Here is a 13347-nt window from a genome sequence, read left to right as displayed (position 1 = left end):
GCACGCATTGCCTCCGAGCCTGCATCAGCAGACCCGAATCAGCAAAGTTCGCAGTATCATTGCCAAAGCCCACAGAATAACTGGGTTTGCCGGAAATTGGAATGCGTTCATTTTTTTGTCACGGATCATGCCTGATGCAATAATCAACACGCTAGATTGTTTGTCTGTTCTGACAACCGAGGACTTCCTGTCACCTAACTGATAAGTTCTCTGGGTAAGCTGCGTTACAACCAATAAATGCAACTATAACGATGAATCAGAGGTAATCCATGTCAGCTGCACGCCACCTGCAATCACTTTCGGCCACTCTTACCCGGTCCGGAACCGGCTCGGTTCGCCTGAAACTGGCCCTGGCGCTGACCCTGACTGCCACCACATCGCTGGCCTGGGCACAGACTTTCTACCCGGCGCCGACCGAAGAATCACCGGAGCACTGGCAGGCGCTCGGGCAAGCCGAGCTGCAGCGGGCACTGGCGCGCACCCCCAACACCAGCCAGGCAAAAAACATCATTCTGTTCGTCGGAGACGGCATGGGTATTTCCACGGTGACCGCCGCGCGCATATTCGATGCCCAGTTGCGCGGTAGTGCCGGCGAGGAGAACCTGCTGTCATTCGAAAGCTTTCCTTATGTAGGCCTGTCCAAAACCTACAATACCAATCAACAGACTGCCGATTCGGCCGGTACCATGACCGCCATGATGGCGGGTATCAAAACGCGGGCCGGCGTCATTGGCGTGAACCAGTACGCAGACCGCGCAGACTGTCAGTCCTCAAAAGGCACTGAGATACCCAGCCTGATGCAGGACGCCGCGACCCGCGGCATGGCCACCGGCTTTGTCACCACGACCCGTGTCACTCACGCCACACCCGCAGCGACCTATGCCCATAGCTCTGAGCGCAACTGGGAAAGTGACGCCAACCTGCCCGAAGAAGCCATTGCCAATGGCTGCGAGGATATTGCGGCACAATTACTGTCCTTCGATTTTGGTGATGGCATCAATGTTGCCATGGGCGGCGGGCTGGCGGCTTTTGTCCCGACCACGGAAACCGAACCGCTGACCGGGAACGCCGGACAACGCCAGGATGGCCGCAATCTGACGCAAGAGTGGCTGGATAAATATGACAACAGCGCGTTTATCTGGAACAAACAACAGCTGGCAGCTGTCGATGTCGCCAACACCAGACACGTGCTGGGTCTGTTCAATCGCTCGCAGATGAGTTATTCCCATGACCGTGCCGATGATGAGGCCAGCGAACCTGATTTGCCCACGATGACGGAAACCGCCATCAGACTGCTGCAAAATCAGGCTCAGGACGATGGTTTTTTCCTGATGGTTGAGAGTGGCCGCATCGACCATGCACACCATGCGGGCAACGCCTACCGCGCGCTGGAGGACACCCGGGAGTTTTCCGCTGCCGTGCAGAAGGCCATGGAACTGACCAGCGACCAGGACACACTGATCATCGTCACCGCCGATCACAGCCATTCGCTGACGATTGGCGGTTATGCCACCCGTGGCAACCCGATTCTGGGCGCGGTGGTTGGCAACGATGCTCACGGCCATCCGCAAACCGGTGTCAGTACTGCTACAGACGATATGCCTTACACAACACTGGGCTACCGCGACGGACTGGGCTTTGCCGAAGATGCGGGTGGTGACAACCGCTACCTGATGCCTATCGCGGGCGGCAGGCATGACCTGCGCGAAGTAGACACTACACACCCGGACTTTCACCAGGAGGCACTGGTGCCACTGGAGTCTGAGGGCCACGCTGGCGAAGATGTTGCCATTTACGCCCGCGGCCCCTGGTCGCACCTGTTTCACAGCACCCATGAGCAGCACTACATCTACCATGTCATGCGCCATGCTCTGGGGTGGTAAGGTAAAAGCCGACGGCATTTGTAACGCTGACCGGCCTCAGGCAAAATGAATACATTCAGCAGCAATCCCACTGTTCGAGGTATTCATGAGCGAGACATCCGCACACACTGATCTCAAAGAAGCAGTCCACGACGTCATGGCGGACAAATTCCGTCACTGGCGTCTGACCCGCGACCGCGACAACATCATCTATGCCTACCTGGACCGCGAAGGTGAGCGCGTCAATTCCCTGTCACGCGCAGTGCTGGAAGAGTTTGAGCAGCTGATCATATTGGCCGAGCAGGAAAAACTTAAAGGCCTTGTTCTGTTGTCCGGCAAAACCACGGGCTTCGTGTTCGGCGCCGATGTCAAAGAGTTCGAGGGCTTCAGCTCTGCCGACACCGTCACTCAGGAGATCTCGCGGGTACACGAGATGTTTACCCGCCTGGAGAACCTGCCCTGCACAACCGTTGCCGCCATCGAAGGCTATTGCCTGGGCGGCGGGCTGGAGATGTCTCTGGCCTGTGATTACCGCATAGCCAAAGATGTACCCTCTACCCGACTGGGTTTCCCTGAAGTCCAACTGGGCATTTTCCCCGGCTTCGGGGGCTCAGCCCGTTCAGTACACACCATGGGCGGCCTCAAGGCCATGGAGCTGATGCTGACTGCACGCCAGATAAATGCCAGGGCGGCAAAAGCCGTAAATCTGGTAGATGAGGTCATCGGGCGTCACGAAGAACTTCTCTGGGCTGCTCGCCGCGCCATCATGGCCGGCAAGAAGAGCCGTGGGCCGGGTCTGGTCGCCCGTTTAAGCAATTTACTGCCAGCGCGCAAATTGCTCGCCGCGCAGATGCGTAAACAAACCCGCAGCAAGGCCAAACCCGAGCACTACCCGGCACCCTATCGCCTGATAGAAACCTGGGAGCGCTACGGTGGCAGTCGCAGGAAGATGATGCGCGAGGAAGCCCGGGTTGTCGGCGAGTTGATGGTGTCCCCGACGGCTGAAGGTCTGCGCCGGGTATTTCAGCTGATGGAGCGCCTGAAGTCCGAGGGCAAAGGTGTCGACTTCACCGTGCGACACGTGCATGTCATCGGTGCCGGCACCATGGGTGGAGACATTGCCGCCTGGTGTGTACTGCGCGGCATGGACGTCAGCCTGCAGGATCGCGAGATGAAATACATCACGCCGGCATTGCAACGTGCCGAAACATTGTTCCGCAAAAAACTGCGGGACCCGGCCCGAGTCAAGGCTGCGCTGGCGCGACTGCGACCCGACGTCGACGCCAGTCTGGTGCCACGCGCAGATGTGGTGATTGAAGCGATTTTTGAAAATGCCGAGGCCAAGCAGGAACTGTTCAAGAGTATTGAACCAAAACTTAAAAAAGGGGCTGTCCTGGCCACCAACACGTCCGCCATTCCGCTGGAGAAACTAGCCAGTGTGCTGAAAAATCCCTCGCGCCTTATTGGCCTGCACTTTTTCAACCCGGTACCCAAAATGCCTTTGGTGGAGGTTGTCTACGGTCCGGACACTGATCCCGGCTATCGCCAGAAAGGCGCAGCCTTCTGTCAGCAGATCAGCCGCTTCCCGTTGCCGGTCAAAAGTAGCCCCGGCTTTCTGGTCAATCGTGTGCTGGCGCCCTACATGATGACAGCACTGCAATTGCATCAGGAAGGCGTGCCTGCTGAGGCTCTGGACGCCGCCGCCGAAGCCTTTGGCATGCCCATGGGGCCGGTTGAACTGGCGGACACTGTCGGTCTTGATGTCTGCCTGATGGTGACAGGCGTCCTGCAGGATGACGCCAGTGAACAAAGTGCAGATAAGCAAGGTGACAGCAAGGAAAAAACATTTATCAAATCTCTGGTAGATGACGGCAAACTGGGCAAGAAGTCGGGCGAAGGGATCTATATCTGGGAAAAGGACAAAGCCAAAAAACGCGATGGCATCGCCGCTGAACATGATCTGGCAGCGTTGTCAGACAAACTGATCGGTGCCTATATCAAAGAGTGCGAAGCAGCGCTGGCCGAAGGTGTGGTTGCCGACGCCGACCTGCTGGATGCAGGCATGATCTTTGGCACCGGCTTTGCCCCGTTTCGTGGCGGCCCGCTGCACTATCTGGAACATCGCGAACGCCAGCCGGTAGTGACCAGCACGTTCAAGCCTGCAGAACCTGAACCAGAACCAGAACTTGAACCAAAGGCAAATCCGGCGACTGAAACCGGGCAGGAGAAATCGACACGTGAATAATCCAATACAAACCTCGCAGACCCTGCGCCGCGTTGTTATCGCCGGCGGCACCCGCGTACCATTCTGTCGTTCCAATACTGCCTATGCAGAGTTGACCAATCTCGACATGCTGGCTGACACGCTGCAGCAACTGAGCAGCAAATTTGGTCTCGCTGGCAAAAAAATTGACGAAGTACTGGCAGGTGCAGTCACCTCCCACAGCAAGGACTGGAACCTGGCACGCGAGGCGGTGTTGAGCACGGATCTGTCACCGGCGACACCCGGCATCACCCTGCAGATGGCCTGTGGCACATCATTGCAGGCCGCGCTTATGTCAGCCGCCAGAATCGCAACGGGACAGATTGAATGTGCCATAGCTGCAGGTACTGATACCACCAGCGATGCGCCTATTGTGTTCAAGCGCAAATTCGCGCGCCGCCTGATCAAACTCGGTCAGGCACGGACATTCAAGGCTCGCCTGCGCGCATTCAAGGGCTTCAGTCTGGGCGAACTGGCGCCACAGGCACCCGCCAACGGCGAACCGCGCACCCGCTTGTCCATGGGAGAGCATTGCGAACTGATGGCTCAGGAATGGGGCATCACACGCCAGGAACAGGATCAGTTGGCACTGGAAAGCCACCTGAAAGCAGCAGCGGCCTATGAAGCGGGATTCTTTGACGAACTGGTGAGCGCCTATCAGGGCGTCAGCCGGGACAATAACATCCGTGCGGACAGCAGCCTGGAAAAATTGTCTGCGCTGAAGCCGGCTTTTGATCGCGAAACCGGGACTCTGAGCGCCGGCAACAGCACGCCGTTGACCGACGGTGCAGCGGCCGTGCTGTTATGCAGCGAGGAGTATGCCCACGCCAACAACCTGCCCATTCAGGCTTACCTCAGCGCCGGGCGCAGCAGCGCAATCGATTTTGTGCACGGCGAGGGCCTGCTGATGGCGCCGACTGTTGCAGTCAGTGAAATGCTACAGCAAAACAATCTGTCGCTGCAGGATTTCGACTGCTACGAAATACATGAAGCATTTGCAGCCCAGGCCTTGTGCACCCTCAAAGCCTGGGAAGATGATGCTTTCTGCCGTGACAAACTGGGACTGTCCCAGGCGCTGGGGTCCATTGACCGCAACAGGATGAACATCAAAGGTGGTTCGCTGGCCTTCGGCCACCCCTTCGCCGCTACCGGAGCACGCATTCTGGGCTCCCTGGCCGCCATCCTGGAAGAAAAAGGCAGCGGTCGTGGCCTGATCTCGATTTGCACTGCTGGCGGCATGGGCGTAGCGGCCATCGTCGAACGTCCATGACGTTCCCGTGACAACAGGGCGTCTCAGAATGGCCAGTGCAGCTGGATATTGCCGCCGCCGAATTTCAGCGAATCAAGGTTCAGGGTCGGATTAAGCGTGAGCACAGCTCCACTTTGCTGGTGCACCACGTAACGCCATGGCAGAGTCAGTCGCGCCTGCCATTCGTCGTCCTGCCGATTATCCTGCGGCCTTTGCAGCATGACTCTGTCCACATCAATGCTGCCGATTGACAATGTTGGTTGCCACCAGCTTGACGCTCGACGCCCCAGTGTCATGCCCGCAAACAAGAGGATCTCATCACGCCGGTGAAACCCGGAACTTGCCAGATTCTGGCCAAACCAGCCCTCTTCGTCCAGCGTGAAATAGTGCAGACCACCCTGGTAGCGGGCATCGGACTCAGATGTCATTTGCCAGGTGGCGCTGCGCATGCGACGACTGAAACCGTCCTGTCCGACACTGATTTCCGTGCCCAGTCCGCGGTATTCACGATCCGTGTCTTCATACTTGAATGACAATTCAGAGCGCCATTGGCGCGTCAACGGAAACGTCACCGAGCCGGCTATACGCAGTTGATCACCGCGAATGTACAAGCCGTGATTGCGATCTTCATACTGCGCATGCGGCGAGTAATTGACGGCAAGATCAGCGCTGAGTTGCGAACCCAGCTGCCGGTGATAGTGGGCAAACAGAGTGACAGGCGTGCGTTCATATCTATTGTTGCTGTTGCTCTTGTTGTTATACAGACGATCAACCTGAATCAGCGCCAGGCGCAGTTTTTGCGATTCATCCGGCTGCCAGGTCGCCTCATACTGGAAGTCTACCTCGCCTTTATCCCCGGCAACATCAGCTACCAGTGCCGCGCGCCAGTCGTCCCCTAAACGCCGTACGATACCGATCAGTTGACGGTCGAAGCGGCCATCAAAATCTTCGCGGCGCTGCATGCGAGCGATGATTCCATAACGATCACCGTCAAAATAGAGCGTTTTTTGCAGATTGGTTTCCAGATAGAGTTCATCGCCGGTAACGCTGCCACCGGTGCCGGAAAGACCATCTTCGCCAGGGGGCGGCGAGTCCGATAGTTGCCGGTAACTGAAACGGTTAATGAAACTGGAACTGTTATAAAGGAACTCCCGCCCCTCTACAAAGCCGTCGAGTCGCTGGGGGTGCGGATCCCGCCAGGGACTCTCGGCCTGGACAGCTGACGGCAACAACAACGAGGCCGCCATGATGCTGACGATCTGACGGCAGCGGGAACTGAATGATCGGCCAGGCATCAAAGGTTTTGTTTGTGTTGATAAATATCGGCTGATGCAAGCGCAGTCAGGTTCAGAATGCCCCGGCCCGACACCGATGGAATCAGGATATGGGCCGGTTTCTCCAGTCCGCACAGGAAAGGCCCGATCAATCGCCCGTTGGTAAAGGAGCGCAGCAGACCCAGTGCGATGCTGGCGGTATCCATATTCGGCATGACCAGCACATTGGCCCGGCCCTTGATGGTTGACCCTTCAAACACCGTCGCGCGCAAATCCGGGTTCAGCGCGGTCAGCGCATGCATTTCCCCATCAATCTGGACATCCGGCATTTCGATACGCAAACGGTGCGCTGCACTTTTCATTTTCAGCGCCGACTCATCCTCATACGTGCCAAAATTGGAATGTGACAGAAACGCCACCACCGGCTCAATATCAAAGGACTGCTGGACAAAATGAATCGCATCTTTGGCGATATCGACAATTTCATCTTCATTCGGATTTACGTTAACAAAGGGATCGGTCAAAAACAGCGGGCCATCGTCCATCAATAACACACAGACCGAGGACAGCCGTCCGCCTGCTTTGGTGGAACGAATGATGGGACGGATGTCTTTCAGATGCGCATCAAAGCGTCCGACCTTGCCGCAAACCATGCCATCAGCTTCACCCATGGCCACCATCAGCGCTGCCAGCACCGTGGTATTGCTGTGCACGGCGGTTTTGGCAGCGTCTACTGATACCCCTGACCGTCCGACATGATGATGGTAGAACTGCCAGTACTTCTTGTGAACATCCGCCTCTTCCGAGTTAAAAACCTCGAAGTGAGTACCCGGGACCAGGCGCAGACCCATTTTTTCGATTTTTGCATCGATGATCTGCGGGCGACCAATCAGAATGGGTTTGGCAACACCTTCGTCAACAACAGCCTGCATGGCCAGCAGTACATCCTCGTTTTCACCCTCGGCATACACAATGCGCGCCGGGTGTTTACTGGCCAGATCAATTGACGGCTGCATGAACAGACGACTGCTGTTTACATAAGCGCTAAGCTTGTTACGGTAGGCATCCAGATCTTCAATCTGACGTGTTGCCGCGCCACTGGCCATGGCTGCCTTTACCACCGCCAATGGCACTTCTTCAATCAGCCGCGGATCAAATGGCTTCGGAATAAGATACTCACGTCCGAATTTCAACTCTTCACCGATGTAGGCTTTGGCCACTGTCTCAGAGATTTCGCGTGTGGCCAGATCAGCGATGGCGCGCACACAGGCACGCTTCATCTCATCATTGATATGCGTCGCACCACAATCCAGCGCGCCCCGAAAGATAAACGGGAAGCAAAGCACATTGTTGACCTGATTGGGATAATCGGAACGACCGGTCGCCAGAATGGCATCCGGTCTGGCGGCCCGTGCCTCTTCCGGCATGATCTCCGGAATCGGGTTGGACATTGCCAGGATCAGGGGATCCCTGGCCATGGTTTTGACCATGGCACCATTCAGTACACCAGGACCGGACAATCCGAGAAAAAGATCGGCATCAACGATTGCGTCCTCAATGGTGCGATCAGGTGTGTCTACTGCAAATTGTTCTTTCCAGGGATTCATGCCCTGAGTGCGGCCCTGATAGATGACGCCGTTCCTGTCCAGCATGCGCACGTTTTCTTTTTTCACGCCCATGCTGATCAGCAGCTCGACACACGCGATACTCGCAGCACCGGCGCCCGAGGCTACCAGTTTGATGTCTTCGAACTTTTTATTGACGATGCGCAGACCATTGTAGACTGCAGCGGCAGCCACAATAGCGGTGCCGTGCTGATCATCGTGAAATACCGGTATCTTCATGATGTCACGCAGACGCCGCTCAACCAGGAAGCACTCGGGGGCCTTGATGTCTTCCAGATTAATGCCCCCGAACGTCGGCTCCAGCGATGCAATGATGTCTACCAGCTTGTCGACATCGGTTTCGTTGATTTCAATGTCGAACACATCAATGTCAGCGAACTTCTTGAACAACACGGCCTTGCCTTCCATCACCGGCTTGGCTGCCAGCGGCCCGATGTTACCCAGACCCAGCACCGCGGTGCCATTGGTGATGACGGCAACCAGATTGCCCCGGGCGGTCAGATTGGCCGCTTCCTTCGGATCGTCCGCGATCGCCTCGCAGGCAAATGCTACGCCCGGTGAGTAAGCGCGGGACAAATCCCGATTGTTTGCCAGCGGTTTGGTAGGCCGGATAGCCAGTTTGCCGGGCGTAGGTTCGGAGTGATAACGGAGGGCACTGTCCTTGAATGAATCGTCTGACATTTAGGTCATTCCTTTTTCTGAGCATGGCAGGCATGGTCGCAGCCAAAAAAGCTATCGCCCTCGAAAGGGCGATAGCATGACCGACGGGCCGATCTCCATATTTTAGCCCTGATGCCCACCGGAATGCCAATTCATAAACCAGACATGGCATATGCGCAACATGTCAGCATCAGTGATCTCATAAGATCACCCACTGATCAGGCCTTCGCCCGATTTTTACCAGTCCTTGCTGGCTGGCGCATCCGGATCCGAACGCAGGAATTCAACCAGATCGGCATGGTACTGTTCCGGGTTTTCAAAGTGCGGATTATGCCCTATGCCCGGGTACAGGTTCAGCTCAGCGTTCTGCAGACTTTCCGCCAGATTGCGTGCCTGCCCGGCAAAATCATTGGTCAGCCTGTCATCGGCACCGCCAAGTACCAGGGCCTTGGTATCAATATGCTGCCAATCGTAAACCACCGGATCGAAATACAGAATGGCCTGTTGCCAGGCGCGGATACGCGCCAGCAATGGCCAGTCCGCAGTCAGAGTCTGACCGTACTGATAACGCACAAACTCCAGGTACTCTGGTTTGATTTCAGTATTGTAGTAACGCATGTGGTTGGCCAGAATCGATTGATAACTGGTGTTTTCACGCACGGACTGTGCCGCTTCCTCAACATCACGCCAGGGGCGATACGGACGCTGGTCAGTCATGCCAATCTGGTTCACGAAGACCACATGCGTTGTGGTGTCCGGATAGGTCATGGCAAAACGGGCCGCCAGCATGCCCCCCATGGAGTGACCAACAATCGCGGTTTTCTCTATGCCCAGGTGATCGAGCAGTTTTTTGGAATCCGAGGCAAAGATATGCAGGTTATAGGGGATATCCATTTTGGATGAACGACCGTAGCCAATACGGTCAGGCACCACGACACGGAAACCGGCCTGCGTCAGAGCTTCGATTGTGGGTGCAAACCCGATGCCCGCGAAGTTCATGCCATGAAACAGCATCACCGTCTGGCCATTGGCCTCGCCCGTGGGTGCGACATCCATATACGCCTTCAGGCCATCCTGACCGAAATGGGTTACCTGCATGTAATCTACCGGATGCGGGTAGGGAATTTCTGCCATGGATGCGGAGACAGGACCCCAGTCCGCCGGTGGCTCACTCGGTGGTTCTCCCTGAGCCAGTGCCATACTGGCGCTCCCAAGCAGCGCTCCAGCCAGCGCCAACCATCGGAAGCTGTGATGTGATATTGATATCGGCATTGTTTTCTCCTGTTGTTATTAATTAAGACCAGTCTACACGAAAGCGACCGGCGTGTTATTGCGCCAGTTTCATACCTATACGCTTGACCTTGCCCTCTTCCATGGCCGCGATGGTCCAGATAAACCCCTGCCATTCCAATTGGTCACCCAAAACGGGTTTACCTCCCATGCGCTCGTTGAGGAAATCTCCGATGCTCAAACCGATCACTGACGGATCGGGGTGCAAGCCATAGACCGGCGCCAGATCAGCGATGCTGGCCGACGCATCAAGGATGAAGTCGCCAAAAAACCAGTCATCCATGCCGCTGGACGGCGCCACACTGAACAGCTTGCCCAGCGCCGACAGGTCGTGCTCGTGCGCGATGATGCACAGAATATCATCCGCCAGCAGGCGTGTGCTGCCGGTCGGATGCAGCAGTTCCCGGCCCCGAAACAGAGCCGCAATGCGTGTGCCATCGGGCATTTTCAGTCGTCTCAGCTCACGCCCGATACACCATTTCTCAGCGCCCAGGCGATAAACAAACAGTTCCCACTCGCTGGTGTGATGAATCTCCAGACCAGCCCGCGAAATCGGCATCGGTTGTGACGGTACCTGTACTTTGGCCAGGCGTGTAACAAAGGGAATTGATGTACCCTGCACCAGCAAGGACACCAGCACCACAAAAAATGCCAGATTAAAATACAGCTCTGAATCCGGCAAACCCGCCATCACCGGGAACACTGCCAGAATGATCGGCACCGCTCCGCGCAAGCCCAGCCATGACAGATACCAGCGCTCCCGCATCTTGAAACGACTGAACGGCGCCAGGCTGAGAAAAACGGCCAGAGGACGGGCAAACAGGATCATCCACAGTGCCAGCAACAACCCCGGCACTGCAATCGGTAACAACTGACTGGGCGTCAGCAGCAAACCGAGCACCAGAAACATACCGATCTGGCTCAACCAGGCCAGTCCGTCCAGTACACTGAGAATGGAGGTACGGCTGCGCAAGGGTTTGTTGCCCAGAAAAACGCCACACAAATAAATGGCCAGGAAACCACTGCCTCCGGCCACTGCGGTCAGGGCAAACAGGAACAGTCCCCCGCTGACCGCAAGCAGTGGATACAGACCATTGGCCAGCGTACTGCGATTGATCAGTTGCCACAGCAGCCAGCCACCGGCACCGCCAAGCAGCACGCCCAGACCAAACTGCTGCACAAGGCTGATGATGAAACCGAGCGCCGACGTTGTATTGCCGTCCTGCGCTGTGGCCAGCATATCAATGAGGGTGACCGTCAGAAATATCGCCATCGGATCGTTGCTGCCCGACTCAATCTCCAGCGTCGCGCGCACACGTTCGTTGATATGGCGACCGCCCAACAGGGAAAATACCGCAGCGGCGTCCGTGGAGCCAACGATGGCGCCAATCAGCAGCCCTTGCAGCAGGTCCAGGTCAAACAGCCAGGCGGCGACAACACCGGTCAGACCAGCGGTAATAACCACACCAAAGGTTGCCAGCGACAACGCCGGCCACAGCGCCACCTTGAAACTGGCCACGCGTGTGCGCATGCCGCCGTCAAACAGAATGATGGCCAACGCCAGGTTGCTGGCAAAAAAAGCGAGAGAATAGTCGTTGAAGAGTATGCCGCCGATACCCTCTTCACCGGCCAGGATACCGACCCCAAGGAAAATCAACAGGATCGGTACCCCAAGCCGGGAGGAGACAGCGCTGAACAGCACGCTGAACCCCACCAGCAAGGCACCGACCAGAAAAAAACTGTTGATGGCCAATAAATCCATGTTATGTCCCAGACTGATTATGCAAAATCACAGATTCCAGGCATAACCAGGTTTAACTGCCGAACGGATGCCGCAGAATAATGGTTTCGTCGCGATCCGGACCGGTCGAAATAATATCAACCGGCGCTTCGATGATTTTTTCAATATAACGAATATAGGCCCTGGCGTTCTCCGGCAATTCATTCAGCGAGCGCACCCCGACCGTCGATTCGCTCCAGCCCGGCAGTTCAACATACACAGGTTTGAGCTTCTCATAGCGGTCTACGGTCATGCAGGCCGATACCGCATTGCTGTCATCAGCGAGACTCTCATACCCTGTGCAGACCTTGATGGTTTCCAGGCCGTCCAGTACATCCAGCTTGGTCAGGCAGATTCCCGACACGCTGTTGATACGAATCGCCAGGCGCACGGCTGCAGCATCAAACCAGCCACAACGCCGCGCACGGCCGGTTGTTGCGCCTTTTTCCATGCCAACATTGGCCAGGTGTGCGCCCACTTCGTCGAACAGCTCTGTGGGGAAGGGGCCTGATCCCACGCGGGTCGTGTAGGCCTTGGTGATACCCAGCACATAGTCCAGATACAGCGGCCCATAACCACTGCCTGTGGCTGTGCCGCCGGCCGTGGTATTGGAGGAGGTTACAAAGGGGTAGGTACCATGATCGATGTCCAGCAACGAGCCCTGAGCGCCTTCAAACATCAGGTTGTCACCAGCTTTGCGATGTGTGTGCACCAGCTCAACCGTATCGGCCAGCATTGGACGCACCTGCTCGGCATAGGCCAGGCATTCAGCCAGGGTCTGCTCAAAATCAACAGCGGCGACCTTGTAATAGTTGGTCAACATGAAGTTGTGGTATTCCATCACTTCCTGCAAACGCACTGCCAGGTGCGCGGGGTTGAATAATTCACCCATGCGGATGCCGCGGCGCGCCACCTTGTCTTCGTATGCAGGGCCGATACCACGCCCCGTGGTGCCGATCTTCTTACCATCACCCAGCCGGATTTCCCGTGCCTGATCCAGCGCCACGTGCGACGGCAGGATAATCGGACTGGCACCGCTGATTTTCAGGCGTTCACGAACAGGAATTCCCTGCGCCTCCAGTTCGCCGATTTCTTTCATCAGCGCTGGCAGGCTGACAACAACGCCATTGCCAATCACACAGGTAACGCCTTCGCGCAGAATACCGGAAGGGATAAGGTGCAATACTGTCTTTTTGCCGCCGATGACCAGCGTGTGACCGGCATTGTGGCCGCCCTGAAATCGGGTAACAACAGCGGCCTGCTCCGTCAGCAGATCTACAATTTTACCCTTCCCCTCGTCACCCCACTGGGTGCCTAAAACAACAACGCTCTTACCCATGTTCC

8 protein-coding genes are annotated in these 13347 nt (G+C 56.4%); 3 read left to right on the top strand and 5 right to left on the bottom strand.

Translation table 11 applies throughout. The features are described from left to right. Positions 1 to 269 precede the first annotated feature (269 nt). The 3 genes from WD071_RS09085 (at position 270) to WD071_RS09075 (ending at position 5395) form a co-directional block, all read left to right on the top strand. Positions 270 to 1883, top strand: coding sequence for an alkaline phosphatase (locus WD071_RS09085; protein ID WP_368048044.1), 1614 nt, complete (start codon positions 270 to 272; stop codon positions 1881 to 1883). Positions 1884 to 1968: 85 nt separating this feature from the next. Continuing rightward, positions 1969 to 4107, top strand: coding sequence for a 3-hydroxyacyl-CoA dehydrogenase NAD-binding domain-containing protein (locus tag WD071_RS09080; RefSeq protein ID WP_368048043.1), 2139 nt, complete (start codon positions 1969 to 1971; stop codon positions 4105 to 4107). Further along, positions 4100 to 5395 (top strand): acetyl-CoA C-acetyltransferase, encoded by a 1296-nt coding sequence (locus tag WD071_RS09075; RefSeq protein WP_368048042.1) that lies wholly within the window; start codon positions 4100 to 4102, stop codon positions 5393 to 5395. Before WD071_RS09080 ends, WD071_RS09075 begins: the two co-directional genes overlap by 8 nt. A 23-nt stretch (positions 5396 to 5418) precedes the next feature. On the opposite strand, the gene WD071_RS09070 is transcribed toward WD071_RS09075, so the two are convergent. The 5 genes from WD071_RS09070 to WD071_RS09050 all read right to left on the bottom strand — a co-directional run bounded on the left by WD071_RS09070 (position 5419) and on the right by WD071_RS09050 (position 13342). Further along, the gene (locus tag WD071_RS09070; protein ID WP_368048041.1) at positions 5419 to 6669 is read right to left on the bottom strand and encodes a hypothetical protein; all 1251 of its coding nucleotides are present in this window, start codon (positions 6667 to 6669) and stop codon (positions 5419 to 5421) included. Beyond that, a complete protein-coding gene (locus tag WD071_RS09065) occupies positions 6669 to 8954 on the bottom strand; it encodes an NADP-dependent malic enzyme (RefSeq protein ID WP_368048040.1) in 2286 nt (761 codons plus the stop codon). Before WD071_RS09065 ends, WD071_RS09070 begins: the two co-directional genes overlap by 1 nt. Positions 8955 to 9170: 216 nt before the next feature. Further along, entirely contained in the window at positions 9171 to 10205 is a 1035-nt protein-coding gene (locus WD071_RS09060) for an alpha/beta fold hydrolase (protein ID WP_368048039.1), read from the bottom strand. A 55-nt stretch (positions 10206 to 10260) separates the two neighbouring features. Continuing rightward, positions 10261 to 11985 (bottom strand): potassium/proton antiporter, encoded by a 1725-nt coding sequence (locus WD071_RS09055; protein WP_368048038.1) that lies wholly within the window; start codon positions 11983 to 11985, stop codon positions 10261 to 10263. 52 nt (positions 11986 to 12037) lie between these two features. Beyond that, the gene (locus WD071_RS09050) at positions 12038 to 13342 is read right to left on the bottom strand and encodes an adenylosuccinate synthase (protein ID WP_368048037.1); all 1305 of its coding nucleotides are present in this window, start codon (positions 13340 to 13342) and stop codon (positions 12038 to 12040) included. Positions 13343 to 13347: the final 5 nt, after the last annotated feature.

It is taken from the genome of Pseudohongiella sp., from assembly GCF_040877505.1.
Lineage (GTDB): Bacteria > Pseudomonadota > Gammaproteobacteria > Pseudomonadales > Pseudohongiellaceae > Pseudohongiella.
Note: the sequence above shows the minus strand (reverse complement) of the source record. Positions and strands in the feature narration are given on the sequence as shown.